Source organism: Leclercia sp. UBA1284, assembly GCF_002308415.1.
In the GTDB taxonomy this organism is placed as follows: domain Bacteria; phylum Pseudomonadota; class Gammaproteobacteria; order Enterobacterales; family Enterobacteriaceae; genus Enterobacter; species Enterobacter pneumoniae.
On record NZ_DBUS01000009.1, the window covers coordinates 302,815 to 326,624 of the forward strand.

26 protein-coding genes are annotated in these 23,810 nt (G+C 58.6%); 17 read left to right on the top strand and 9 right to left on the bottom strand.

Annotated features, from left to right (window positions below):
* Window positions 1-36 precede the first annotated feature (36 nt).
* From ruvX to metK, 8 genes are all read right to left on the bottom strand, one after another.
* Window positions 37-453: a Holliday junction resolvase RuvX gene (gene ruvX / locus B3511_RS20035; RefSeq protein ID WP_040074081.1), complete on the bottom strand. Its 417-nt coding sequence runs from the start codon at window positions 451-453 to the stop codon at window positions 37-39.
* Complete coding sequence (locus tag B3511_RS20040) at window positions 453-1,013, bottom strand: YqgE/AlgH family protein (protein ID WP_040074082.1); 561 nt, start codon at window positions 1,011-1,013, stop codon at window positions 453-455. The genes ruvX and B3511_RS20040 overlap by 1 nt, the downstream gene beginning before the upstream one ends.
* A gap of 91 nt (window positions 1,014-1,104) precedes the next feature.
* Entirely contained in the window at window positions 1,105-2,052 is a 948-nt protein-coding gene (gene gshB / locus B3511_RS20045) for a glutathione synthase (protein ID WP_040074083.1), read from the bottom strand.
* A 20-nt stretch (window positions 2,053-2,072) separates the two neighbouring features.
* Window positions 2,073-2,804, bottom strand: a complete 732-nt coding sequence (gene rsmE / locus B3511_RS20050; protein ID WP_040078396.1) for a 16S rRNA (uracil(1498)-N(3))-methyltransferase — start codon at window positions 2,802-2,804, stop codon at window positions 2,073-2,075.
* Between the two features lie 95 nt (window positions 2,805-2,899).
* On the bottom strand, window positions 2,900-3,607 hold the full coding sequence (gene endA / locus B3511_RS20055; protein WP_040074085.1) for a deoxyribonuclease I: 708 nt from the start codon (window positions 3,605-3,607) through the stop codon (window positions 2,900-2,902).
* Between the two features lie 93 nt (window positions 3,608-3,700).
* Window positions 3,701-4,198 (bottom strand): SprT family zinc-dependent metalloprotease, encoded by a 498-nt coding sequence (locus tag B3511_RS20060; protein WP_286791423.1) that lies wholly within the window; start codon window positions 4,196-4,198, stop codon window positions 3,701-3,703.
* Between the two features lie 60 nt (window positions 4,199-4,258).
* Entirely contained in the window at window positions 4,259-5,656 is a 1,398-nt protein-coding gene (gene galP / locus B3511_RS20065; RefSeq protein ID WP_040074087.1) for a galactose/proton symporter, read from the bottom strand.
* 365 nt (window positions 5,657-6,021) lie between these two features.
* Complete coding sequence (gene metK / locus B3511_RS20070; protein ID WP_040074088.1) at window positions 6,022-7,176, bottom strand: methionine adenosyltransferase; 1,155 nt, start codon at window positions 7,174-7,176, stop codon at window positions 6,022-6,024.
* Between the two features lie 422 nt (window positions 7,177-7,598).
* Between metK and B3511_RS20745 the strand changes: the two genes are divergently transcribed.
* The 4 genes from B3511_RS20745 to speB all read left to right on the top strand — a co-directional run bounded on the left by B3511_RS20745 (window position 7,599) and on the right by speB (window position 11,135).
* Window positions 7,599-7,742 carry a hypothetical protein gene (locus tag B3511_RS20745; protein ID WP_422393496.1) on the top strand — a complete coding sequence of 48 codons (144 nt, stop codon included), beginning with the start codon at window positions 7,599-7,601 and terminating at the stop codon, window positions 7,740-7,742.
* 94 nt (window positions 7,743-7,836) lie between these two features.
* A complete protein-coding gene (gene yqgB / locus B3511_RS20075) occupies window positions 7,837-7,968 on the top strand; it encodes an acid stress response protein YqgB (protein WP_154298976.1) in 132 nt (43 codons plus the stop codon).
* Between the two features lie 8 nt (window positions 7,969-7,976).
* On the top strand, window positions 7,977-9,953 hold the full coding sequence (gene speA / locus B3511_RS20080; RefSeq protein ID WP_072039477.1) for a biosynthetic arginine decarboxylase: 1,977 nt from the start codon (window positions 7,977-7,979) through the stop codon (window positions 9,951-9,953).
* A 261-nt stretch (window positions 9,954-10,214) separates the two neighbouring features.
* Window positions 10,215-11,135, top strand: coding sequence for an agmatinase (gene speB, locus B3511_RS20085; RefSeq protein ID WP_040074090.1), 921 nt, complete (start codon window positions 10,215-10,217; stop codon window positions 11,133-11,135).
* Between the two features lie 3 nt (window positions 11,136-11,138).
* Here the strand turns inward: speB and B3511_RS20090 are convergent, their stop codons facing one another.
* A complete protein-coding gene (locus B3511_RS20090; RefSeq protein ID WP_286791483.1) occupies window positions 11,139-12,350 on the bottom strand; it encodes an MFS transporter in 1,212 nt (403 codons plus the stop codon).
* Window positions 12,351-12,756: 406 nt separating this feature from the next.
* Here B3511_RS20090 and B3511_RS20095 point away from each other — a divergent pair, with 406 nt between their 5' ends.
* From B3511_RS20095 to B3511_RS20155, 13 genes are all read left to right on the top strand, one after another.
* Window positions 12,757-13,080, top strand: a complete 324-nt coding sequence (locus tag B3511_RS20095) for a Rieske (2Fe-2S) protein (RefSeq protein WP_013098654.1) — start codon at window positions 12,757-12,759, stop codon at window positions 13,078-13,080.
* Window positions 13,077-13,385, top strand: a complete 309-nt coding sequence (locus B3511_RS20100) for a recombinase-like helix-turn-helix domain-containing protein (protein ID WP_286791425.1) — start codon at window positions 13,077-13,079, stop codon at window positions 13,383-13,385. The genes B3511_RS20095 and B3511_RS20100 overlap by 4 nt, the downstream gene beginning before the upstream one ends.
* Before the next feature lie 10 nt (window positions 13,386-13,395).
* Window positions 13,396-14,418: an aromatic ring-hydroxylating oxygenase subunit alpha gene (locus B3511_RS20105; RefSeq protein ID WP_046887141.1), complete on the top strand. Its 1,023-nt coding sequence runs from the start codon at window positions 13,396-13,398 to the stop codon at window positions 14,416-14,418.
* Window positions 14,418-15,167 carry an SDR family oxidoreductase gene (locus tag B3511_RS20110; RefSeq protein WP_286791426.1) on the top strand — a complete coding sequence of 250 codons (750 nt, stop codon included), beginning with the start codon at window positions 14,418-14,420 and terminating at the stop codon, window positions 15,165-15,167. The genes B3511_RS20105 and B3511_RS20110 overlap by 1 nt, the downstream gene beginning before the upstream one ends.
* 12 nt (window positions 15,168-15,179) lie before the next feature.
* Entirely contained in the window at window positions 15,180-15,968 is a 789-nt protein-coding gene (locus B3511_RS20115; RefSeq protein WP_212476508.1) for an IclR family transcriptional regulator, read from the top strand.
* Window positions 15,969-16,046: 78 nt separating this feature from the next.
* The gene (locus B3511_RS20120) at window positions 16,047-16,973 is read left to right on the top strand and encodes a VOC family protein (protein WP_046887139.1); all 927 of its coding nucleotides are present in this window, start codon (window positions 16,047-16,049) and stop codon (window positions 16,971-16,973) included.
* Window positions 16,970-18,157 (top strand): NAD(P)/FAD-dependent oxidoreductase, encoded by a 1,188-nt coding sequence (locus B3511_RS20125; protein WP_286791427.1) that lies wholly within the window; start codon window positions 16,970-16,972, stop codon window positions 18,155-18,157. Before B3511_RS20120 ends, B3511_RS20125 begins: the two co-directional genes overlap by 4 nt.
* A 25-nt stretch (window positions 18,158-18,182) precedes the next feature.
* Entirely contained in the window at window positions 18,183-19,439 is a 1,257-nt protein-coding gene (locus B3511_RS20130; RefSeq protein WP_046887137.1) for an MFS transporter, read from the top strand.
* 10 nt (window positions 19,440-19,449) lie between these two features.
* Complete coding sequence (locus B3511_RS20135) at window positions 19,450-19,980, top strand: cupin domain-containing protein (protein ID WP_006178420.1); 531 nt, start codon at window positions 19,450-19,452, stop codon at window positions 19,978-19,980.
* Between the two features lie 9 nt (window positions 19,981-19,989).
* On the top strand, window positions 19,990-20,760 hold the full coding sequence (locus tag B3511_RS20140) for an alpha/beta fold hydrolase (RefSeq protein WP_286791428.1): 771 nt from the start codon (window positions 19,990-19,992) through the stop codon (window positions 20,758-20,760).
* Window positions 20,744-21,538 carry an SDR family oxidoreductase gene (locus B3511_RS20145; RefSeq protein WP_040074105.1) on the top strand — a complete coding sequence of 265 codons (795 nt, stop codon included), beginning with the start codon at window positions 20,744-20,746 and terminating at the stop codon, window positions 21,536-21,538. The genes B3511_RS20140 and B3511_RS20145 overlap by 17 nt, the downstream gene beginning before the upstream one ends.
* A 9-nt stretch (window positions 21,539-21,547) precedes the next feature.
* Complete coding sequence (locus tag B3511_RS20150; RefSeq protein WP_286791429.1) at window positions 21,548-22,318, top strand: aspartate dehydrogenase; 771 nt, start codon at window positions 21,548-21,550, stop codon at window positions 22,316-22,318.
* 9 nt (window positions 22,319-22,327) lie between these two features.
* A complete protein-coding gene (locus B3511_RS20155) occupies window positions 22,328-23,797 on the top strand; it encodes an aldehyde dehydrogenase (RefSeq protein ID WP_286791430.1) in 1,470 nt (489 codons plus the stop codon).
* The last annotated feature ends 13 nt before the right edge of the window (window positions 23,798-23,810 follow it).

The following is a 23,810-nucleotide window of genomic DNA, read 5'->3' on the forward strand; positions in this document are numbered from 1 at the left end:
ATTTGCCCGGCATGCCGGGCATCAGAGGAGAGGGGGTCAGAAACCCTGTTCGAAGTAGCTTTCGAGAATAATTACCGCAGAGGCTGAATCTACGCTGCCTTTATTCAGCGCGCGGAATCCCCCCTGTTCAAAGAGGCCGGAGCGGGCTTCCACCGTGCTCAGCCGCTCATCATGCAGTTTCACTGCCACGCCAAACCGGCCATGGATTTTATTGGCAAACTTACGCGCTCGGGCAGTAAGCGGTTGTTCAGTCCCGTCCATATTCAGCGGCAGGCCCACAATGACCTCATCGGGTTGCCACTCTTTTAGCAACCGCTCAATGAGGCTCCAGTCGGGCGTACCGTCCTGCGCTTTAAGAGCCGTCAGCGGGCGCGCCGTGCCGGTAATGCGTTGGCCAATGGCTACGCCGATACTTTTGGTGCCAAAATCAAACGCCAGCAGGGTACCGCTCATCAGGCATGCCCCGCGACGCCAGGCATGGTCTGGATATCAATGCCAATCAGCTTCGCTGCATCACGCCAGCGATCGGCGATAGGGGTTTTAAAGAGGATATTCAGATCCGCCGGCGCCGTAAGCCATGCGTTATCCAGAATCTCCTGTTCCAGCTGGCCCTTTTCCCAGGACGCATAGCCGAGCGCAACCAGCACATCGGCTGGCTGATTCAGGGTACCCAGCGTCTCGAGAACATCGCGGGAGGTGGTGATGACCGTGTTGTCGGAGATGCGAATGCTGGAAGAGAAGCCCGGCGGGGTATGCAGGATGAATCCGCGATCTTCTGCCAGCGGCCCCCCCAGCATCACCGGTTTGTCGAGGCGGATTTCCGGCACGCGCTCATCCTGGGCAATTTTCAGCTTATCCAGAATGCCTTCAACATTAAGATTTTCCAGCGGTTTATTGATGATGATCCCCATTGCGCCGTCATCACTGTATTCGCAGATATAGACTACGGAACGACGGAAAATCGGATCCTGGAGAGCAGGCATGGCAATAAGAAAGTGATGCTGTAAATTCATTGTCAGAGGTTCTGTTTCCTGGTTTAAAAAGCGACAGCGCCCAGTATGCGTACAAAGAGGGGCGCTGTCACTAACAGTATTTCGAACGAAATTATCCCTTCAGACGCGTTTCAATCGCATCCATCAGCATGCCGGTAATAGAAACCGGGAACGCCGCTTCGATTTCACGAATACAGGTAGGGCTGGTCACATTCACTTCCGTCAGGCGATCGCCAATAATGTCGAGACCCACAAATATCAACCCTTTGGCTTTCAGCAGCGGGCCGACGCGACGGGCAATTTCCCAGTCGCTTTCGCTCAGCGGACGGGGCTCACCGCGACCACCTGCCGCCAGATTACCGCGGGTTTCGCCACCCTGTGGAATACGCGCCAGGCAGTAAGGAACCGGTTCGCCATCAACAACCAGCACGCGCTTATCACCGTCCACAATGGCGGGCAGATAGTTCTGCGCCATACAGTAACGGGTGCCCAGTTCGGTCAGGGTTTCGGCAATCACGCCGATGTTCGGGTCGCCCTCTTTGACGCGGAAAATAGACGCACCGCCCATCCCGTCCAGAGGTTTCATGATGATGTCGCCGTGTTTCTGCCAGAAGGCTTTCAGCTGTGCTTTGTTACGGGTCACCAGGGTTTCTGGCGTCAGGTCTGAGAACCAGGCGGTGTAGAGCTTCTCATTACAGTCGCGCAGGCTCTGAGGCTTGTTGACGATCAACGTCCCTTTCTCTTCAGCACGCTCAAGAATATAGGTGCAGTAGATAAATTCAGTATCGAATGGCGGATCTTTACGCATCAGGATCACGTCGAGTTCGGCCAGAGGCAGATCCTGCTCGGAGCCAAATTCGTACCATTTATCGTAGTTCTGCTCGACGTTAACAATGCGGGTGCGCGCACGGGCTTCGCCGTTAATCAGATAAAGATCGCTCATCTCCATATAGTGGAGCTGGTAGCCGCGACGCTGCGCTTCCAGCAGCATGGCAAAGCTGGAGTCTTTCTTGATGTTGATGCTGGTGATGGGATCCATCACGATGCCGAGCTTGATCATTCTTCTTCTCCGTTAATGCTTCAACCCAGATCGCCAAATCGCACCTGAAGTGCGGTAATGGCAGTGAGTGCAGTCGTCTCAGTACGCAGAACGCGTGGCCCCAACAGAATATCAGTAAACTGATAGCGCGCGGTCATGGCGATTTCATCCGCTGACAGCCCGCCTTCCGGGCCAATCAGCAACCGTACGCGCTCAACCGGTAGCGGCAGGGTGTTGATGCTGGCGCTGGCGCGCGGATGCAGGTTGAGCTTAAGCCCTTGCTCCTCTTCAGCGCACCAGGCTTCGAGATCCATCGCCGGGCGGATCTCCGGGACGCGGTTGCGACCACACTGTTCACAGGCGGCAATCGCGATTTTTTGCCACTGCTGAAGCTTCTTATTCAGCCGTTCAGCATCCAGTTTAACGCCGCAACGCTCAGAAAAAAGTGGCGTAATGAGGCTTACACCCAGTTCGATCGATTTCTGGATGGTGAATTCCATTTTTTCGCCACGCGACATCACCTGGCCCAGGTGAATATGCAGCGGAGATTCACGATCATCCATTTCGCCGCGCACAACGCGCACCAGCACGCTTTTTTTATCCGCGCGGGTAATTTCCGCCTCAAAAACCTGATTCGAGCCATCGAAAAGCTGAATCGCCTGGCCTGCGCCCATGCGTAATACGCGGCCGACGTGGTTCGCCGCATCGTCAGAGAGGGCAATTTCGCTGCCAGCGGTAATCAGGTCCGGGTGATAGATGCGAGGAGTGCGCATAGTCAGAAATTCCATGTGTCATACGGTGATGCAGACACGCCTCCAGGCCCTGGCCTGAAGGCGTGTCTGTCTAAATCAGTTGCCGCTAGTGTAGGTTAGCTCTTTTGCGCCTGGCAAGCGCGCTGCACGTAAGGGTTGTGATTCCCCTGAACTTTTGCAATGCGTTCGTCGCGCTGGCACTCCCACGGGGAGACCGGGTAAAGCTTGTTCCAGGCGTTGAACAGCTGGGTTTGCTGGCGAGAAAGAGTGAGGTTGTAGCGGTCACGCATATAGAAATAGGTCCGGGCAATGCTGCCCCGTGCCCGGGCTGGCGGCTCGGCGACTTTCTCTTTGAAATCGACCTTCATGGCGCACTGGCCATATTGACCTTCACCGCCGTTCCACTGACTGTACATAAAGTTGCCGCGATCGCCGTTAACTTCGCCCACCGCGGGCTGCAGGTTGTGCATATCACTCTCTATCTGGCGATAGACGGGGTCTTTAGCGCAGTTTTTGCGTCCGCCGTCCTGCCAGCACTGCCGCTGGTGGCCAAATTGCCATGCCGGGACTACGTGCTCCCACTCAATACGGCTGGCGCGGTTCTCGTTTTTACGAACCTTGTAGCCACAGGACTCAAGGTCGACGACCCCTTTTTTGCCCTGCCAGTTAATTTTACAGCCACAGTAAAAATCACCGGGCACATCGGCGTTAATCTTCACGCCGGCGGTTTTGGCCTGAGAGAAACTGTGAATACCTTCGGCCAGCGCGTGACCAGAGACCGCGGCAGCCAGAAGGGCAACCGCGAGAGAGTATTTACGGTACATCGTGAACTCCGTAGTAAAACGAGCCCGCAACGTAGCGAATGTTGTTCTTGTATGCAATCAGTCAGATCAGGAATGTTCCTGAATGTTCGCAGTCTATTCTGCGGTTAGCGCCTCGCCACACTTTACGCAGCTGTAAGTCGCTTCACCGCGCACCACCCGGTTATGGCGGCGTACGGTCAGCTGATGCTGCTGGCACGCGCAGCGATAGGGGAAGGTATTACGGCGTACAGAATCCAGCTCGAACTGGTGGGTGCGGCGCGCCGGGACGCCGAGGACGCTCTCCATCATCCACTTCCACTCTTTACCATGAGGGGCAACGCGCCCGAAATGTTTCCAGACCAGCAGATGGGCCAGTTCATGCGGCACCACTTCATCGATAAAGGCTTGCTGATTTTCCATCATAAGCACCGGATTAAGGCGGATCTCGTATGGCTCAAGCCATGCGGTGCCAGCCGAGGTGCCACGCTGCTGATAAACCAGCTTCGGTTCCGGATAACTGCGCTCCAGCTTCAGGTTGGCCTGGGCGAGTTTTTCCCGCAGGCTGCGCATAACGGCTTGCTGGATGGCGATGGGAAGACGGGGTGTTTTCATAGGGGCAGAGCATAAAGCGGGAGGCGGGGAGGCGCAATAGCCATCCTCCCCGTTTGAAGATTAGTCGTGAGCGCCGATTTCGCGAAGCTTACGTCCTTTCATCAGGTTACGTTCGATGTGTTCTAGCGAGACGTGTTTGGTCTCAGGCACCAGCCACAGGGTCAATACAATGAACAGCACGTTCAGACCGCCATAAACCCAGAAGGTATTGGCATTGCCCAGAGTATTGAGCATGGTCAGGAAGGTTGCGCCGACGATCATGTTCGCAATCCAGTTGGTGGCGGTGGAACAGGTGATACCGAAGTCGCGGCCTTTCAGCGGCTGGATTTCAGAGCACAGTACCCAAATCAGCGGACCGGCGCTCATTGCGAAGCCAACGATAAACATCAGCAGCATCGCCACGGCAAAGTACTGCGCGGTCGGTGAGTTGATACCCATGTGCATCATGGTACCCAGCACGCCCATACCTACCGCCATGACCAGGAAGCCCAGCGTCAGGGTCGGTTTACGGCCCCAGCGGTCAACCAGGCCGATGGCGATAAAGGTCGCCAGCACGTTAGTCAGCCCGACGATCACCGTTCCCCACATCTGCTCGGTGGTATTGGTATAACCCGCCAGTTCAAAGATTTTTGGCGCGTAGTACATGATGACGTTCATACCGGTGAACTGCTGCATGACCTGGAGCAATACCCCCAGGAAGACGGCACGACGGAAGTTGCTGTTCTCTTTAAACAGCGCCCAGCCGGACTGTTTTACCTTCAGACTTTCGCGGATCTCTTCCAGTTCATTTTTGGCTTCGGCGCTGGTGTCACGCAGACGTAACAGCACCCGTTCCGCATCGTGGAAGCGGCGTTTTGCGGCGAACCAGCGCGGGCTATCCGGCAGGAAGAAGACCCCGATCAACAGTAGAATCGCCGGGATGATAATGACGCCCAGCATCCAGCGCCATGCGCCGCTGTAGCTGAACGCGGTATCGGACAGATAGGCACCGAGGATACCGATGGTAATCATCAGCTGATACATAGAGATCATGCTGCCACGGATTTTTTCCGGCGCAATTTCAGAGAGGTAGAGCGGGGCGGTATAAGAGGCTACCCCTACCGCCAGACCCAGTAATACGCGGGAGAGGATCAGCACTTCCACATTGGGTGCGGCGGCTGAAAAGAGTGAACCGGCCACGAAGAGGATCGCCCCAATCATCAGGCTCTTTTTACGCCCGAGTTTGAAAGAGAGCCAGCCGCTGCCGACGGCGCCCACAGCGGCGCCAAACATCATTGAGCTCACTACCCACTCCTGGGTGTGGGCGCTAATTTTGAATTCATCGGTGATGAAGGGTAATGCACCGGCAATGACGCCGATATCCAGGCCAAATAGCAATCCTGCCAGGGCTGCAAGGAAGCAGACGAAAAACGTCATGGCTTTATTGGACGTACGCCCCTGTTTTTTATTGTCAGGCATTATGCCCTCCAGTTGGGTTATCAATTTTATCGATGTAAAGGGTAGGTTATTAGATCGTGAAGTTATGTGATACAGGTCACATTGGTGTAATCGGTTACACCGGATCGCGATCGTAAAGTAAATTAAGACTTTGAAAATATAGAGTTAAAATAGTTGATGCGCATCGTATTTGCGCCAGTTTCAGACTTAACCTAAAGGGGATGTAACAGCAGAAGAAAGGGATTCATGCAAAGAGAATATTCTGAAAGCGCTGCCGATGACAGGTGGTGTAAACGGTTTCATGTCGTACTGAAAACGTCATAAACCCAGGGCAGGACGATAAAAAAAGGCCAGCGCGAGGCTGGCCTTGAAGAGAGGTCGGTCGTTTATTTCAGACCGGCTGCGTCACGCAGCAGGGCTGCTTTGTCGGTTTTTTCCCATGGGAAATGTTCGCGACCAAAGTGACCGTATGCTGCGGTCTCTTTATAGATTGGGTGCAGCAGATCCAGCATCTGAATCAGGCCGTATGGACGCAGGTCGAAGAACTCGCGCACCAGCAGAGTCAGTTGTTCGGAAGGCACTTTTTCGGTACCGAAGGTTTCCACCATGATGGAAGTCGGTTCAGCCACGCCGATTGCGTAGGAAACCTGAATCTCACAGCGGTCAGCCAGGCCAGCGGCAACGATGTTTTTCGCCACATAACGTGCCGCGTACGCTGCGGAACGGTCAACTTTAGACGGGTCTTTACCGGAGAACGCGCCGCCGCCGTGACGAGCCATGCCGCCGTAGGTATCAACGATAATTTTACGACCGGTCAGGCCACAGTCACCCATTGGGCCACCGATAACGAAACGGCCAGTCGGGTTGATGAAGAATTTGGTCGCGGAGTTCAGCCATTCGGTCGGCAGAACGGGCTTGATGATCTCTTCCATCACCGCTTCTTGCAGGGATTTCTGATCAATATCTTCCGCGTGCTGGGTAGAGAGAACAACCGCATCGATGCCAACAATTTTGCCGTCATCGTACTGGAAAGTTACCTGGCTTTTCGCATCCGGGCGCAGCCACGGCAGGGTGCCGTTTTTACGCACTTCAGCCTGACGCTGCACCAGACGGTGGGCGTAAGTCACAGGTGCTGGCATCAGCACGTCGGTTTCGTTGGTTGCATAGCCGAACATCAGGCCCTGGTCGCCCGCGCCCTGTTCCAGCGGGTCAGCACGGTCAACGCCCTGGTTGATGTCAGGAGACTGTTTGCCAATCGCGCTCAGTACGGCGCAGGAGTTGGCATCAAAGCCCATATCAGAATGCACATAGCCGATTTCACGCACCGTGTTACGGGTGATCTCTTCGATATCAACCCATGCGCTGGTGGTGATTTCACCGCCAACCAGAACCATGCCGGTTTTGACATAGGTTTCACATGCAACGCGGGCTTTTGGATCCTGTTCCAGGATCGCATCCAGCACCGCATCGGAGATTTGGTCAGCAATTTTATCAGGATGTCCTTCTGATACAGACTCGGACGTAAACAGGTGTTTTGCCATGTTTTATTTCACCTAAGGAGAATTTAGTTAGCTCAAACTGTCGTGTGAGGTCGTTATAGCGGAGTTTTCCGCCAGAACGTGCAGGTAGTGACACTGGCAGTCTGAGTGTTAATCAGTATGGATGGATTAACATCTGGACGGCTATTTTAGGTCACTTCTTCGCCCCATTTCCAGCTTTTTTTGAGATAGCTCCCACTACGTTGAAAACCCGACTGGAAATTTTTCCGGACACCACTGGCAATGCGCATATTTATATTTTGCTTTTTACCCATCTTCTCGGTATAAAACGCCGCGCACGGCTTCGACATAATAGCGCTCGATGATCTCATCGGGACGCCACTTCCAGCCGGGTTAAGCAGTGAACTTTTCGCTTTGGCTTGTGGGTCTGTCTTTCGGGGCGCCCGTGGAGGTGATTCAAGATAATGAACCGTCGTTTTCTGCCTTGTCAGTCCCGCCTTTCTGGCCGGAGTGCACTCCCCGTTCTCTACAAATCTATTCTGCAAACCTGCCGATGTTATACCCATCTCGGCGCTTCTCAGGATTCCAGGGCCGGTTACGCTTTGTGAAGTCTGAACAAGGGCGCTCTTGTTAATACAAGAGTTTTCTCGTGGTTTCGCCGAACCTTGTCATACTTAGTTCGGTTACGTGTTTTACAATGATATGAACAAGAAACCGGTCGCACGGCCCGGCTTCCAGCATTCTGTGCTGGAAAACTGGTCGGTTAATGGGTTGTTATCGCAGTTTAACGCTGCGATAGTAGTCAACTGTTTTACACTTTTTAGTAAGAGTTGAGGTTCGCAATGTCTGACGACATGTCTTCATTTTCGCCTTCGTCAGCAGGCGAACAGGGTGTACTACGTTCTATGCAGGAGGTTGCGATGAGCTCCCAGGAAGCCAGCAAGATGCTGCGCACATACAATATTACGTGGTGGGGTAACAACTACTACGACGTCAACGAACTGGGTCACATCAGCGTCTGCCCGGATCCTGACGTACCGGAAGCGCGCGTCGATCTCGCCCAACTGGTGAAAGCACGTGAAGCGCAGGGACAGCGTCTGCCTGCTCTGTTCTGCTTCCCGCAGATCCTGCAACACCGTCTGCGTTCCATTAACGCCGCGTTTAAACGCGCCCGTGAATCCTACGGTTACAACGGCGACTATTTCCTGGTTTATCCGATCAAGGTTAACCAGCATCGCCGCGTTATTGAATCCCTTATTCACTCCGGCGAACCGCTGGGGCTGGAAGCCGGCTCTAAAGCCGAGCTGATGGCGGTACTGGCGCATGCGGGCATGACCCGCTCGGTGATCGTCTGTAACGGCTATAAAGACCGCGAATACATCCGTCTGGCGCTGATTGGCGAGAAGATGGGCCACAAGGTCTATCTGGTCATTGAGAAGATGTCCGAAATCGCTATCGTGCTGGAAGAGGCCGAGCGCCTTAACGTGGTACCGCGTCTTGGCGTGCGTGCCCGTCTGGCGTCTCAGGGCTCCGGCAAATGGCAGTCCTCCGGCGGCGAGAAATCCAAATTTGGCCTGGCGGCAAACCAGGTGCTGCAACTGGTAGAGATCATGCGTGAGCATGGTCGTCTGGACAGTATTCAGCTGCTGCATTTCCATCTCGGTTCGCAGATGGCTAACATCCGCGACATCGCCACCGGCGTGCGCGAATCGGCCCGTTTCTACGTTGAGCTACATAAGCTGGGCGTGAATATTCAGTGCTTTGACGTGGGCGGCGGCCTGGGCGTGGACTACGAAGGTACGCGCTCCCAGTCGGATTGCTCGGTGAACTATGGCCTGAACGAATACGCTAACAACATCATCTGGGCGATTGGCGATGCGTGTGATGAGCACGGTCTGCCGCACCCGACCGTGATCACCGAATCGGGTCGTGCCGTTACCGCACACCATACGGTGCTGGTCTCGAACATTATCGGCGTTGAGCGCAACGAATACACCGAAGCGACCGCGCCGGCGGAAGATGCCTCGCGTGCGCTGCAGAGCATGTGGGAAACCTGGCAAGAGATGCACGAGCCGGGCACGCGTCGTTCGCTGCGTGAATGGCTGCACGATAGCCAGATGGACCTGCATGATATTCATATTGGCTATTCGTCCGGGGCGTACAGCCTGCAAGAGCGTGCCTGGGCAGAGCAGCTTTATCTGAACATGTGCCACGAAGTGCAGAAACAGCTCGATCCGAGCAACCGTGCGCATCGCCCGATTATCGACGAACTGCAGGAGCGGATGGCGGACAAAATGTACGTCAACTTCTCGCTGTTCCAGTCGATGCCGGACGCATGGGGTATTGACCAGCTGTTCCCGGTCCTGCCGCTGGAAGGGCTGGATCAGGTACCTGAGCGCCGTGCGGTGCTGCTGGATATCACCTGTGACTCAGACGGTGCCATCGATCACTACATCGACGGTGACGGGATCGCCACTACCATGCCAATGCCGGAGTACGATCCGGAGAACCCGCCAATGCTGGGCTTCTTTATGGTCGGGGCGTATCAGGAGATCCTCGGTAACATGCACAACCTGTTCGGGGATACCGAGGCGGTGGATGTCTTTGTCTTCCCGGATGGTAATGTAGAAGTAGAGCTCTCTGACGAGGGCGATACCGTGGCCGATATGCTGGAGTATGTTCAGCTGGATCCGAAAAAACTGCTGACCCAGTTCCGCGATCAGGTGAAGAACACCGGTCTGGACGATCAGCTCCAGCAGCAGTTCCTGGAAGAGTTTGAAGCGGGTCTGTACGGCTATACGTATCTGGAAGACGAGTAAGTGAACCTCCCTCTCCCTGTGGGAGAGGGTAACAGACCGCCGGGCGTGTGATGCCCGTGTATCGGGCCCGGGAATGTAGGTCCGATAAGGCGAAGGCGCCCTCCGGCAGGATGCTATACTCACTTGAACCCGTATGGATTACCGGCGATAATTCGCCCCAATATGCGATTTACGAATCAATCCCTTCCTCGTCGGGTTTAACGACGCGGAGGGGATTTTTTTTCATCTTTTTTAAACATCGACGTTAAATGAGGTCAGGACATGAGCACCTTAGGTCATCAGTACGATAACTCTCTGGTATCTAACGCGTTTGGTTTTTTACGCCTTCCGATGAACTTCCAGCCGTACGACAGTGACGCGGAGTGGGTGATCACCGGGGTGCCATTTGATATGGCGACCTCTGGTCGCGCGGGTGGCCGTCACGGCCCGGCGGCGATCCGTCAGGTCTCCACCAACCTTGCCTGGGAACATCACCGTTTCCCGTGGAACTTCGACATGCGTGAGCGCCTGAACGTCGTGGACTGCGGCGATCTGGTGTATGCCTTCGGCGACGCGCGTGAGATGAGCGAAAAGCTGCAGGCCCACGCCGAGAAGCTGCTGGCTGCCGGTAAGCGCATGCTCTCCTTCGGCGGCGACCACTTCGTAACCCTGCCGCTGCTGCGCGCCCACGCTAAACACTTCGGTAAAATGGCGCTGGTGCACTTCGATGCGCATACCGACACCTATGCGAACGGCTGTGAATTTGACCACGGCACCATGTTCTTCACCGCGCCAAAAGAAGGGTTAATCGACCCGAACCATTCCGTGCAGATCGGTATCCGCACCGAGTTCGACAAAGACAACGGTTTCACCGTGCTGGATGCCTGCCAGGTGAACGATCGCGGCGTGGACGACATCATCGCCCAGGTGAAGCAGATCGTTGGCGATATGCCGGTGTACCTGACCTTTGATATCGACTGTCTGGATCCGGCGTTTGCACCGGGTACCGGTACGCCGGTCATCGGCGGGCTGACCTCTGACCGCGCCATCAAGCTGGTGCGCGGCCTGAAAGATCTGAACATTGTGGGCATGGACGTGGTGGAAGTCGCACCGGCTTACGATCAGTCCGAGATCACCGCCCTGGCCGCGGCGACCCTGGCGCTGGAAATGCTCTACATCCAGGCGGCGAAAAAGGGCGAATAACCTTTACGCGCTGAGTGCTGCTGCGCGACGCATGCGCAGCAGCAACACGCCCCCCGCCAGCAGGGTGATCGCCTGCGACACCACCAGCACTGAAAAGCCTGAGCTCACCGACCCCATCGATTTCATCACCATTCCCATCAGCAGTGGAATAAAGGCGGCGCAGAGATTGCCGATCCCATTAATAATGCCGTAGGCGCTACCGACCGCTTCTCGCGCCGCGTGATGCTGGATCACCGCAGGAATGGCCGCCCCCTGAAGTCCCCAGAAGATATTTGCCGAGAGCATAAACAGCGCAAGCCACACCGGCTGATGGCTCAGCATCAGCGCGATGACGGACAACGCCGTTAGCAAGCCGCCTACCATAAACAGCACCGGGGCCTGCTCCGGGCGCATTTTGTCGAGCAGTACGCCGCCGAGAAATTTTGAGCCAAGGCTTAACAGGAAGGGGACCGCGGCAAGCAGCCCGGTCGCGTGCAGCGAGAAGTGATGCTCATCGCGCAGCCAGGCGGGGAGCCATGCGCTGCTACCCCAGAGATAGCTCAGCGTGGCGATTTCAACCAGCAGGATCAGGCCGAGCAGTGGCGTTTGCCAGGCGAGGGTAAAGGTCTGCATAAAACCCGGTTTTTGGATGGTCGTCACCTCGCGCGGCGCGGGCAGAAAATGCCAGATCGCACCGCCGCCCAGCACCAGGTTGATCGCTGCCAGGGCGTAAAACGATCCGGCCCAGCCGAGGTGCGCCATCAGCCAGGTAATCAGCGGAAAGCCCACCGCCAGCCCCAGCGAAACGCCCAGCGCGGTGACAGCGTTGGGTTTGCCGATCTCCTCTGCGCAGAAGTTATCGCTGATAAAGCGGGTTTTCAGCGAAAAGAGCGGCCCTTCGGCAACGCCTAAAATCACCCGCGCGATGAGCATTCCCATCAGCGAGCCGAGCAGCGGTGAAATGGCACACACCGCTGCCCAGATGGCAATGCTCATTAACAACCCCTGGCGATAATGGAGTTTGCTTTCAATAACCGGCGTTAAGAGTAACGCGGAAAAACCATAGCCCAGCAGAAAGCATGTCATTAGCATTCCCTGTAACATTCTGTTTTCATTTAACTGAAAGTGTTCGGCGAACTCCGGGTTTAAAATCATCACCGAAATATTAACCCGGTCGACATACGAAATAATAATTAGCAATAACAGTGCTATCGTACCTTGCCATCTTGCCGTCATCATGCTCGCCTTATTGATTGATTTTTTATAAATGTGATTGTCACGCAAGTAAAATGGTTCACCAGTGAAACTCGTTGTTTATAAACAATAAAATAAAAATAAGTTTCACAGGTGAAACTCCGCGCGCACCCCTTTTATTTATTTCTAATGACGAATGATAAAATTAGTCAATAACTTTTGGTGAATATTTACGACCATTACTAAAACGTATTTCCTCACGCCTAAATAATGAAAATTTCATATCGCTGCATTTTTTCGTGATCCTTTGCACACTTAGTTAATTAATTGTCTTTTGGTTAACAAATTCGTCACATTGCCGCTTGACGAAAGATTCATCGCTTTTATATTGACCGTATTAAATAAGAAACAGAGTTTCATATATGAAACAAAAGCCTGGAGGATCGCGATGAGCTGGATAGGCGTATGTGACGCAGAACAAGTACAGGAAGATTTCCCTTTTAGCGGCAACGTCGAGGGTAAAGAGATCGGCGTTTATTTAATTGACGGTGAATATTACGCGCTGGAAGACGTATGTCCGCACGCCTACGCGCTGCTAAGCCAGGGTTTTGTGGAAGACGGCAAAGTGGAGTGCCCGCTGCATGAGGCGGTTTTTGACGTCAAAACCGGCCAGTGCCTGCATGGCCCTGGCGGTCGCAACCTCAACCGCTACCCGGTTCGGGTCTTTGAAAACCAAATCCAGATTACCTTTGTCGAGGAGACCGTGGCATGAGCGAGACCCTGAATTTTAACCCGGCGCTGCCGGAAAGCCGCCAGTTTACCCCTCCGGCAGAGGGCGGTAACGGTGCGATCCACAAGCCGGGCGAATACCCGAATCTTATCTGGCAGACCCGCAGCCGCGAGCCGGAAAACTGGGAGCTGCACCTTATCGCCACCCTGGAAGAATTGTTTGAGCAGGGGGCGGAAACCCTGCCGGAACTGGTGAACGGTCTGAATGCCGCACGCCTGCACGACCAGCAGGGCGAGCCCTGGAGCGAGAACAGCTTCCAGGCATTCTTACAGGTTAACGGCTACTGAGGACAACGCGATGACGACTCCCGTACAACACTATCTTGATAAAGGTCTGCGCGGCCTCTGGTATCCGGTTCTGGCGAGCTGGGAAGTGCAGTCTGCCCCGGTGGGCATTACCCGTCTCGGCGAGCAGATTGTGGTCTGGCGTAACAAAGACGGCCAGGTGCAGGCGCTCGAAGATCGCTGTCCACACCGCGGCGCGCGGCTGTCGATGGGCTGGAATCTCGGCGACCGCATCGCCTGCTGGTATCACGGCGTGGAAGTGGCGGGTAACGGCGAGGTGAAAGATGTACCCGCGGTGGATAAATGCCCGCTGGTCGGCCAGCAGTGCGTGCGCAGCTACAACGTGCAGGAGGCGCACGGGGCCATCTTCCTGTGGTTTGGCGTTACCGCTGACCAGCAGCCGGACGAGCTGAGCTTCCCGGATGAACTCGCCGACACCGACAATTTCAGCAACTTCCTCTGCACCGCCGGGTGGAAATGCAACTACCAGTATGCGCTGGAAAACGTGATGGACCCGATGCACGGCACCTATCTGCACTCGTCGTCGCACTCGATGGCGGAAGGGGACCGCAAGGCGGAGATGGTGCTGCAGCCGACCAAAACCGGCTTCATCTTTGAGAAAAAAGGGCAGAGCGGCATCAACTTCGACTGGGTAGAGCTGGGCAACAGCGGCACCTGCTGGATGCGCCTCTCCATTCCTTATAAGAAGCGTTTCGGGCCGGGCGGCCACTTCTTTATCGTCGGCATGGTGGTGCCGGAAGATAACGACAACTGCCGCGTCTTCTTCTGGCGTATCCGCCGGGTGCAGGGCTGGCAGCGTGACATGTGGCGCTTCATGTACCGCAACCGCCTGGAGAAACTGCACTGGGAAGTCCTCGAGCAGGACCGCGTAGTACTCGAAAGCCTCGCCCCGAACGCCCGCGAGCATGAATACCTGTACCAGCACGACGTCGGCCTCTCCCGCCTGCGCCGCATGATGCAAAAGGCGGCAAAAGAGCAGCTGGCGATGCGTGAAGAACAGCAGGGAGCCGCCTGATGAACGGCCTGCTGAGCGGGAAGCGCATCGTCGTGACCGGCGCCGCGCGCGGGCTGGGCTATCACTTTGCTAAAGCCTGCGCAGAGCAGGGGGCGGCGGTGGTGATGTGCGACATCCTGAAGGGCGAGCTGGCCGAAAGCGCGCACGGGCTGCGTGAGCAGGGCTATGCGATCGAATCCCACATTATCGATCTGGCCGATCCGCACGCCATTGAGCAGGTATTCAGCGCCATCGGCGAACAGGGCCAGATTGACGGGCTGGTGAATAACGCGGCCATGGCGACCGGCGTGGGGGGCAAAAACATGCTCGATTACGATCCGGATCTCTGGGATCGGGTGATGAGCGTTAACGTCAAGGGCACCTGGCTGGTGACGCGCGCCGCCGTGCCGCTGCTGCGCGAGGGGGCCGGGATTGTGAATGTCGCTTCCGACACCGCGCTGTGGGGCGCGCCGCGCCTGATGGCCTATGTTGCCAGCAAGGGCGCGGTGATTGCCATGACCCGCTCGATGGCCCGTGAGCTGGGTGAAAAACGTATCCGCATCAATGCCATCGCGCCGGGATTAACCCGCGTCGAGGCGACAGAATATGTGCCCGCCGAACGCCATCAGCTGTACGAAAATGGCCGCGCGTTAACCGGCGCGCAGCAGCCGGAAGATGTGACGGGCAGCGTGGTCTGGCTGTTAAGCGATCTGTCGCGGTTCATTACCGGGCAGCTGATTCCGGTCAACGGCGGTTTTGTCTTTAACTGAGGCCTGGTGAATATGGAAAACGATCGTGAAGTGAAATATCTCGTGCCGGGGCTGGAGCGCGGTCTCCAGCTGCTGTTGGCCTTCGGCGAGCAGCACCGCGATCTGACCTTTGCCGAGCTGCACCGGCTGGTGGATATGCCAAAAGCGACCGCCTATCGCGTGGTACAGACGCTGGAATACATGGGCTTTCTGGAGCGCAACGCGCGCACCAATACCTTCTCGCTCGGCATGAACGTGCTGCGTCTGGGCTTTGAGTACATCGCCTCGCTGGACGTGGCGCAGGTCGGCCAGCCGGTTATTGAACAGTTGCGCGACGTCAGCCAGTGCAGCAGCCATCTGGCGATCCGCGACGGGCGCGACATCATCTACGTCGCCCGCGTCAGCGCAGCCGGTTCGCGCATCAACCAGGTCAGCATTGGCACCCGTCTGCCGGTGCACTGCACCTCGCTTGGCCGCATGCTGCTGACCGATATTTCGCGCGCTGACTTTGAACACCTGTTCCCGCATGAGCGCCTGCCTGGCAACACGCCGGGGCAGCTTCACGACCGCGAAGCGCTGTGGCAGATGGTGCAGCAGGACAAAGCCCGCGGGTTTGTCATTGGCGAATCTTTCTTCCGCCACGGCATCTCCTCCATTGTCTATCCGGTGTATGACCGCAGCGGACGGGTGGCGGCGGTGGTCAGTATTCTGGTGCCGTCGGAGGAGATCCCCCGGACCGACCGCGAGCGCCTGCAAAACGAGGTCCGTCTGGCGGCGGATAAAATCTCTGGCTTCTTAGGATATTTGTCACAGGCCAGTTAAATCAGTGAGTTAACGTCAGGCGCTTTGCTGCGTCGGGCATGTTTTACGCCCAATTTGGGCCAGATGAGGCAACGAACGATGAGTGTAACCGGAATTGAAAAGCTGGAATTTGGCGTTGATAACCTGACGCACTGCGCCAAATTTATGCGTGATTTTGGCCTGACGGGCGATGCCAGCGGCCAGCGTTTTACCACCCTGAGCGGCGCGCGCGTTGAGCTCAACCCAATTGACAGCCCCGACCTGCCGCCGGCGTTTGAAGCGGGCAACACCCTGCGCCGCATGACCTGGGCGGTGGCGACCCAGGACGAGCTGGATGCGTTGCGCCCGAAGCTGGCGCAGCAGCCCGGCTTTCGCCAGGTGGGGGACGCGCTGGAGTGTCTTGATCCGAACGGCATGACCCTGCGCGTACAGGTGAGCCAGCAGGTGCCGGTTGAGCTGAACGTCGAGCCGATTAACCAGTGGGGCGACGCCCGCCGCATCGACACGCCAAGCCCGGTGTACGACCGCGCTCAGCCGATCAACGTTGGTCACGTGGTCTTCTTCGTCGAGGAGCTGGCGGCAGTAGAAAAGTTCTACCGCGAGGTGCTTGGCTTCCAGGTTTCCGACCGCTACATCAACCGCGCCGTGTTCCTACGCTGTGGCCCGCGTGGCGGCCATCACAATCTTTTCCTGCTCCAGCTGCCGAACCGCAAGCGCGGCCTGAACCACGTCGCCTTTACCGTGCGCGACATTCACGAAGTGATTGGCGGCGGCATTGCGATGAATAAAAACGACTGGAGTACCTTCATCGGGCCGGGCCGCCATCCGGTGTCGTCCGCCTACTTCTGGTACGTCAACAGCCCGACCGGCGGCGCGTTTGAGTACTACACCAACGACGACTACCTGACCGAAAACTGGCAGCCGCGCGAGCTGGAACACTCCCTGATCTCCTTCACCGAATGGGCAGTAGAGGGCGGGATTGACCATGACACGCGCCGCCAGCAGAAAAAGCCGGAGGCGGTATGACCTCGCGCATTGTCATTATCGGCGGCGGCCAGGCGGGTGGCTGGGCGGCGAAAACCCTGCGCGACGACGGCTTTGACGGCGAGATTTGCGTGGTGGCGGAAGAGGAGTGGGATTTTTATGAGCGCCCGCCGCTTTCGAAAGCCGCGTTGCTGGACGCTGATGCCGCGCTGCCGCGCCTGTTTGCTGAAGAGGCCCAGCAGGCGCTGAATCTGACCTGGTACCGTCCTTTGCGCGCCACGCAGATCGATCGCGCCGCGAAGAGGGTACATTTAAGCAACGGCGAGCTTCTTAGTTACAACATCCTTTTGATTGCGACCGGTGGGCGGGCGCGTCTGCCGGGCGAGGCGTGGGGAAAACATCCGCAGGTCTACACCCTGCGCCACTGGCAGAACGCGCAGCGCCTGAAAACGCGTCTGACGCAAAGCAACACCCTGGCGATTGTCGGCGGCGGCTGGATCGGCCTGGAGATTGCCGCCTCGGCGCGCAAAAGTGGCGTAGCGGTTACGCTGTTCGAGCAGCAGCCTGCCCTGTGCATGCGCTCGGTGAGCGGCGAGGTCTCCCGACAGCTGGAGAAGATCCACCGCGAGCAGGGCGTGGATATCCGCACCGGCTGCGGCGCGCTGGAGCTTGACGATCACAACGGTCTGCCGGTGATCCACTGCGATGGCAAATGCGAAACCTTCGATGCGGTGGTGGTGGGGATCGGCGTCGATCTGAACCTCGAGCTGGCCCGCGACGCCGGGCTGAAGACCAACCGTGGGATCGTGGTGGACGCGCAGGGGCGCACGTCGGATCCGGCCATCTTTGCCGCGGGCGATGTCGCGCAGCATCACCACTACGGGCTGTGCATCCAGTCGTGGGCCTTTGCCCAGAATCAGGCGGTGGCGACGGCGAAAGCGATGCTTAACCCCGACGCGCCGGGCTACGACGACGCACCGTGGCTGTGGTCGGATCAATATCAGCACAACATCCAGATCCTCGGCATTCCGCAGCCTGGCGGCAAAACCGTCGTTCGTGATAACGCGCTGTTCTTCTCGCTGGATGACGGCGGACGGTTGACGCAACTGGTGGCCTTTAACGACGCGCGTACCGTCAAGCTGGCGAAGCGCTGGATGGCGGCGGGGCGAGACTTATCGGACGTGCCGCTGAGCGACCCGGCCTTTTCACTGATGTCACTGCGATAGCTAACCCGCACCCGTAGGGGGAGACATGACCACATTCGAGACCAACGCCGCGCCCGCAGAGGCGAGCGGCGAGGGAACCCGTACGCCTGAAAAAGCCGTACGCTGGGCTATCCCGCTGTCGCTGCTGGCCTGCGTGCTGCTTGCGTTTTTCGACAAAATCAGTATCGCGGCACTGTTTTCCGATAGCCATTTCCAGCAGGCGATGGGGATCGATTTTGACACTACGCGCCTCGGCATCCTGATGAGCGCATTTCTGCTGAGCTACGGCTTTTCATCGGTTCTGCTCAGCGGGCTGGGGGACAAAATCCCGCCGCTGCGCCTGCTCACCGGGATGATGGCGGTGTGGTGCGTGCTGATGGTGGCGATGGGCTTCACCCATAACTACACGGTGATGATTGTCCTGCGCATTCTGCTGGGCATCGCCGAAGGGCCGCTGTTCCCGCTGGCGTTCGCCATCGTGCGCCATAACTTCCCGCAGCATCTGCAGGCGCGCGCCACCATGCTGTGGCTGCTCGGTACGCCGGTGGGCGCGGCAATTGGTTTCCCGCTCTCCCTCTGGCTGCTCAACACTTTCGGCTGGCAAAGCACCTTCTTTGTCATGGCGATGCTCACCGTGCCGGTGCTGATCTTTGTGCGCATAGGCCTGCGCGGTATTCGCCTCGACGTGAAACCAACAACTACGCAGGCATCACGGGACGAGCGGCGTGCGGCGCGGCGCGAGCTGTTTGTCAGTCCGCACTTCTGGGTAATCTGCGTCTTTAACGTCGCCTTTCTCACCTATCTGTGGGGGATCAACGGCTGGCTGCCGGGCTACCTGATCAAGGGCAAGGGCATTCATCTGGAGCACGCGGGCTGGCTGTCGTCGATGCCGTTTATCGCCATGCTGGCGGGCGAAGTGATTGGCGCCTGGCTTTCGGACCGCGTCGATAAGCGGGCGGCGGCCTGTTTTATCTCCATGGCGGGGGCAGCCGTCGGGCTGACGGCGGTGATGCACCTTGATACGCCCCTGACGATTATCGCGGCGATGAGCTTTAGCACCTTTATGTGGGGCACGGGTGCGCCGAACATTTTCGCCCTGCTGGCGAAGGCTACCCATCCCCGGGTGAGCGCGACGGCGGGCGGCATTTTCAACGGGCTGGGAAACTTTGCGGGGGCGTTGTCGCCCGCGGTGATGGGGGCGCTTATCGCCTTCACCCACAGCATGGATTCCGGGCTGATTTTTCTGGCGGTGATGGCGGCGGTGGGCTGCGTCCTGTTACTGCCGCTGCTGAGACGTTACTGAGGAGAGTGTCATGACTGATTCAACCGTAACTGCAAAACCGGGCGTTAAGCCTGAGCATCTGACCATGGAAGAGTGGGTCGAGTCGCGCATTGCGCGCTTTGAAGGCCGCAAGTATGACTGGAACGCCCTGAAGTTCCAGGCGGACTATGACCCGAAATACCGCCGCGCGCAGATGCGCTATATCGGCACCGGCGCAACCGGCGTGGCGAACGACACCAATACCGTTCAGGCCGATCACTTCACCTTCTCCACCATGGTACTGCCGTCGAAGTGCGAAGGGCCGCTGCACCTGCACGACGACGTGGAAGAGGTCTTCTTCATGCTCAAAGGGCAGATCACCCTGATGATTCAGGACGGCGACAACTACACCGAAACCGTGCTGCGCGAGCGCGACCTGATCTCCGTTCCGCCAGGCATCTACCGCGGGCTGTTTAACCACGGCGAAGAAGAGGCGCTGATGTGCGTAATGCTGGGAACCAACAAGCCGGAAATCCCAACCTATCCGGCCGATCACCCGCTCTCTAAAGTGAAGCGCGGGTAAGGGGGCGGTATGACGGGCTTTCGCGAACAGGGAAGCGGCACGCCGCTGATGCTGCTGCACGGTATCAGCTCCGGCGCGGCCTCCTGGCATAAGCAGATGGCGCTGAGCGGTTTTCGCGTGCTGGCGTGGGACATGCCCGGGTATGGCGAAAGCCCGATGCTCTCGACCGAACGCGCGAACGCGGGCGATTACGCCGACGCGCTGGCGGCGATGCTCGATCGCGCGGGCGTCTGGCAGGCGGTGCTGGTCGGGCACTCGCTGGGGGCGCTGGTCGCCAGCGCCTTTGCCGCGAAGTTTCCGCAACGCGTGCTGCATCTGGTGCTGGCGGACGCGGCGCAGGGCTACGGCCAGGCCGCACCGGAGCAGCGCGAGCAGGTGTGGCGCAACCGCGAGCAGCAGATCGCGCTGGGCGGCGAGATTCTCGCCCAGACCCGTGCGGCGAAGCTGCTGCGCCCCGGCGCGCGCGTGGAGGATATCGCGACCGTTGCGACGGGCATGCGCGCCCTGCGCCCGGATGGCTATCTCGCCGCCGCGTGGATGCTGGCCCACGACGATATCCACGGCTGGTTGACGCGCTATTCGGGCACCTTTGAAGCCTGGTGCGGCGAGCAGGATGCCATCACCCAACCCGAGCAGGTGCAGGGGCTGGCGCTGCGCTACGGCATGCCGTTCACCGCCATTCCGCAGGCCGGGCACGCCAGCTACCTCGATAACGCGGCGTTTTTTAACCAACAGCTTTTACGTATTCACCAGGAGATAGGCGATGAATGCACACATTGACGGTCGCGTAGCGGTAGTCACCGGCGGATCGTCCGGCATTGGCTTTGAAACGCTGCGCCTGCTGCTGGGCGAGGGGGCAAAAGTGGCCTTCTGCGGCCGCGATCCGGACCGGCTCGCCAGTGCGCACGCGGCGCTACAAAACGACTACCCCGACGGGGAGATCTTCGCTTACCGCTGCGACGTGCTCAACGCCGATGAGGTGCAGGCTTTCGCGCAGGCGGTTCAGGCGCGCTTTGGCGCGGCGGATATGTTGATCAACAACGCCGGGCAGGGCTACGTGGCGCACTTCAACGACACCCCGCGCGAGGCGTGGCTGCACGAAGCCGAACTGAAATTGTTTGGGGTGATCAACCCGGTGCAGGCGTTTCAGCCTCTGCTGGAGCAGTCCGATATCGCCTCGATCACCTGCGTCAACTCCCTGCTGGCGTTGCAGCCGGAGGAGCACATGATCGCCACCTCCGCCGCCCGCGCCGCGCTGCTGAACATGACGCTGACGCTCTCAAAGGAGCTGGTGGGCAAAGGTATTCGCGTCAACTCCATTTTGCTCGGCATGGTGGAGTCTGGCCAGTGGCAGCGCCGCTTTGAAAACCGGACGGATAAAAGCCAGAGCTGGCCGGAATGGACGGCGGATATTGCGCGCAAGCGGGGTATTCCCATGGCGCGCCTCGGCAAGCCGCAGGAGCCCGCACAGGCGCTGCTGTTCCTCGCCTCGCCGCTGGCCTCGTTTACCACCGGTGCCGCACTGGACGTTTCCGGCGGCTTCTGCCGTCACCTGTAAGGACGCATCATGAAAAAAATCATGTTAATTGGCTTTGGCGCGATGGCGCAGGCGGTAATTGAGCGCCTGCCTGATGGCGTCAGCATCGGCTGGATCGTGGCGCGCGAGGCTCACCACGAGGCCATTCGCGCGCAGTTCGGCGGTGCGGTGGCGGCGCTGGCCTCGCCGGTGGACTGCGCTGAAGCGCCCGATCTGGTGCTGGAGTGCGCCAGCCAGCAGGCAGTGGCGCAGTACGGCGAAGAGATACTGCATCGCGGCTGGCATCTGGCCGTGATATCCACCGGTGCGCTGGCGGACAGCGCGCTGGAACAGCGTCTGCTCAGCGCGGGCGGAAAACTCACGCTGCTCTCCGGCGCGGTGGCGGGCATCGACGGGCTCTCCGCCGCCAGAGAGGGCGGCCTGGAGCGTGTGACCTATCGGTCGCGCAAAAGCCCGGCCAGTTGGCGCGGCAGCTACGCCGAGCAGCTTATCGATCTTAACGCGGTGTCGCAGGCGCAGGTGTTCTTTGAGGGCAGCGCCCGCGAGGCGGCGCGGCTGTTCCCGGCTAACGCCAACGTGGCGGCGACCGTGGCGCTCGGCGGCGTCGGGATGGATGACACCCGCGTGCAGCTGATGGTCGACCCGGCGACGACGCGCAACACCCACACGCTGCACGTCGAAGGGCTGTTTGGTGAGTTTCATCTGGAGCTGAGCGGCCTGCCGCTTGCCAGCAACCCCAAAACCTCCACCCTGGCGGCACTGAGCGCGGTGCGCGCCTGCCGCGAGCTGGCCCTGAGCTAAGGAGTCACGATGGACGATCTGAAGATTTTTATCGGTGGTCACTGGCGCCACGGCGGCGGCAACCTGATGCAGAGCCAGTTCCCGGCGGACGGCTCAATCAACGCGACGCTTAACGCCGCAAGCCTGGACGATCTGGAGGAAGCCATCGAGGCAGGCGAACGCGCGTGGCGCGATCCGGACTGGCGCAACCGCCTGCCGCATATGCGGGCGAAGATCCTGCACAAGGTGGCCGAACTGATTGAATCCCGCGTCGATGAACTGGCGAAGATGCAGAGCCGCGATAACGGCAAGCCGCTGGCGGAAGCGCGTGGCCTGGTGATGAGTGCGGCGGGCACGGCGCGCTATTTCGCCGCCGCCTGCGAACTGCTGGAAGGCGAACTGCCCACCCCGCGCCAGCCCGATCTCCTGACGCTGAGCCGCTACGAGCCACTCGGCGTGGTGGCGGCCATCACGCCGTGGAATTCACCGATTGCCAGCGAAATGCAGAAGGTTGCCCCGGCCATTGCCGCCGGAAATGCGGTGATCCTCAAACCTGCCGAGGCCACGCCGCTGATGGCGCTGGAGCTGGCGCGTATTTTTGAACAGGCCGGGCTGCCCGCCGGGCTGCTGAGCGTGCTGCCGGGCAAAGGTTCGGTGATTGGCGACGCGCTGGCGCGCCATCCTCGCGTGCGGAAAATTTCCTTTACCGGCGGCACGACCACGGGGCGGCATCTGGCGCACGTGGCGGCGGAAAAACTGATCCCGGCGTCGCTGGAGCTGGGCGGAAAATCCCCGACCATTGTGCTGGACGATGCGGACGTCGAGCAGGCTGCGCGCGGGATCTGCTACGGCATTTTCAGCTCGGCGGGGCAGGCGTGCATTGCCGGTTCACGGCTGTTTATCCACGAGAGCATTTACGCTCCGCTGATGGCGCGGCTGCTGGAACTCACGCGCGGCCTGCGCGTCGGCCATCCGTTTGCCGACGGTACACATATCGGACCGCTGATTAACGACAAACATCGCCAGAGCGTGCAGGCCTACGTAGAACTGGCGCAACGCGAAGGGGGCCGCGTCCTGTGCGGCGGGGAGATCCCGGCCGATCCGGCGCTTGCCGGCGGCAGCTTCTTCCAGCCAACAATCATCGAGGGTCTGACCAACGCCGCCCGCGCCTGTCAGGAGGAGATCTTTGGCCCGGTGCTGGTGGCGATGCCGTTCAGTGACGAGGCGGCGCTGATCCGCGAGGCCAACGACTCGGTGTACGGCCTGGCGGCGGGCATCTGGACGCGCGATACCGGACGTGCCCTGCGCCTGAGCGAGCAACTGGAAGCGGGCACCGTGTGGATCAACACCTACAAAGTGTTTGCGATTTCGACCCCGTTTGGGGGCTTTAAAGAGAGCGGTCTGGGCCGCGAAAAGGGCATTCAGGGGCTGAAAGCCTGGATGCAGCAAAAGAGCATTTATCTGGCGACGGGTAACAGCGTCAACCACTGGTGCGACTGAGAAAGGGTGAGCA

Excerpts from the sequence above, each read along its gene's own strand:
- ruvX (WP_040074081.1), bottom strand. The coding sequence starts at position 453 with ATGAGCGGTACCCTGCTGGCGTTTGATTTTGGCACCAAAAGTATCGGC.
- B3511_RS20040 (WP_040074082.1), bottom strand. The coding sequence starts at position 1,013 with ATGAATTTACAGCATCACTTTCTTATTGCCATGCCTGCTCTCCAGGAT.
- gshB (WP_040074083.1), bottom strand. The coding sequence starts at position 2,052 with ATGATCAAGCTCGGCATCGTGATGGATCCCATCACCAGCATCAACATC.
- rsmE (WP_040078396.1), bottom strand. The coding sequence starts at position 2,804 with ATGCGCACTCCTCGCATCTATCACCCGGACCTGATTACCGCTGGCAGC.
- endA (WP_040074085.1), bottom strand. The coding sequence starts at position 3,607 with ATGTACCGTAAATACTCTCTCGCGGTTGCCCTTCTGGCTGCCGCGGTC.
- B3511_RS20060 (WP_286791423.1), bottom strand. The coding sequence starts at position 4,198 with ATGAAAACACCCCGTCTTCCCATCGCCATCCAGCAAGCCGTTATGCGC.
- galP (WP_040074087.1), bottom strand. The coding sequence starts at position 5,656 with ATGCCTGACAATAAAAAACAGGGGCGTACGTCCAATAAAGCCATGACG.
- metK (WP_040074088.1), bottom strand. The coding sequence starts at position 7,176 with ATGGCAAAACACCTGTTTACGTCCGAGTCTGTATCAGAAGGACATCCT.
- B3511_RS20745 (WP_422393496.1), top strand. The coding sequence starts at position 7,599 with ATGAACCGTCGTTTTCTGCCTTGTCAGTCCCGCCTTTCTGGCCGGAGT.
- yqgB (WP_154298976.1), top strand. The coding sequence starts at position 7,837 with ATGAACAAGAAACCGGTCGCACGGCCCGGCTTCCAGCATTCTGTGCTG.
- speA (WP_072039477.1), top strand. The coding sequence starts at position 7,977 with ATGTCTGACGACATGTCTTCATTTTCGCCTTCGTCAGCAGGCGAACAG.
- speB (WP_040074090.1), top strand. The coding sequence starts at position 10,215 with ATGAGCACCTTAGGTCATCAGTACGATAACTCTCTGGTATCTAACGCG.
- B3511_RS20090 (WP_286791483.1), bottom strand. The coding sequence starts at position 12,350 with ATGACGGCAAGATGGCAAGGTACGATAGCACTGTTATTGCTAATTATT.
- B3511_RS20095 (WP_013098654.1), top strand. The coding sequence starts at position 12,757 with ATGAGCTGGATAGGCGTATGTGACGCAGAACAAGTACAGGAAGATTTC.
- B3511_RS20100 (WP_286791425.1), top strand. The coding sequence starts at position 13,077 with ATGAGCGAGACCCTGAATTTTAACCCGGCGCTGCCGGAAAGCCGCCAG.
- B3511_RS20105 (WP_046887141.1), top strand. The coding sequence starts at position 13,396 with ATGACGACTCCCGTACAACACTATCTTGATAAAGGTCTGCGCGGCCTC.
- B3511_RS20110 (WP_286791426.1), top strand. The coding sequence starts at position 14,418 with ATGAACGGCCTGCTGAGCGGGAAGCGCATCGTCGTGACCGGCGCCGCG.
- B3511_RS20115 (WP_212476508.1), top strand. The coding sequence starts at position 15,180 with ATGGAAAACGATCGTGAAGTGAAATATCTCGTGCCGGGGCTGGAGCGC.
- B3511_RS20120 (WP_046887139.1), top strand. The coding sequence starts at position 16,047 with ATGAGTGTAACCGGAATTGAAAAGCTGGAATTTGGCGTTGATAACCTG.
- B3511_RS20125 (WP_286791427.1), top strand. The coding sequence starts at position 16,970 with ATGACCTCGCGCATTGTCATTATCGGCGGCGGCCAGGCGGGTGGCTGG.
- B3511_RS20130 (WP_046887137.1), top strand. The coding sequence starts at position 18,183 with ATGACCACATTCGAGACCAACGCCGCGCCCGCAGAGGCGAGCGGCGAG.
- B3511_RS20135 (WP_006178420.1), top strand. The coding sequence starts at position 19,450 with ATGACTGATTCAACCGTAACTGCAAAACCGGGCGTTAAGCCTGAGCAT.
- B3511_RS20140 (WP_286791428.1), top strand. The coding sequence starts at position 19,990 with ATGACGGGCTTTCGCGAACAGGGAAGCGGCACGCCGCTGATGCTGCTG.
- B3511_RS20145 (WP_040074105.1), top strand. The coding sequence starts at position 20,744 with ATGAATGCACACATTGACGGTCGCGTAGCGGTAGTCACCGGCGGATCG.
- B3511_RS20150 (WP_286791429.1), top strand. The coding sequence starts at position 21,548 with ATGAAAAAAATCATGTTAATTGGCTTTGGCGCGATGGCGCAGGCGGTA.
- B3511_RS20155 (WP_286791430.1), top strand. The coding sequence starts at position 22,328 with ATGGACGATCTGAAGATTTTTATCGGTGGTCACTGGCGCCACGGCGGC.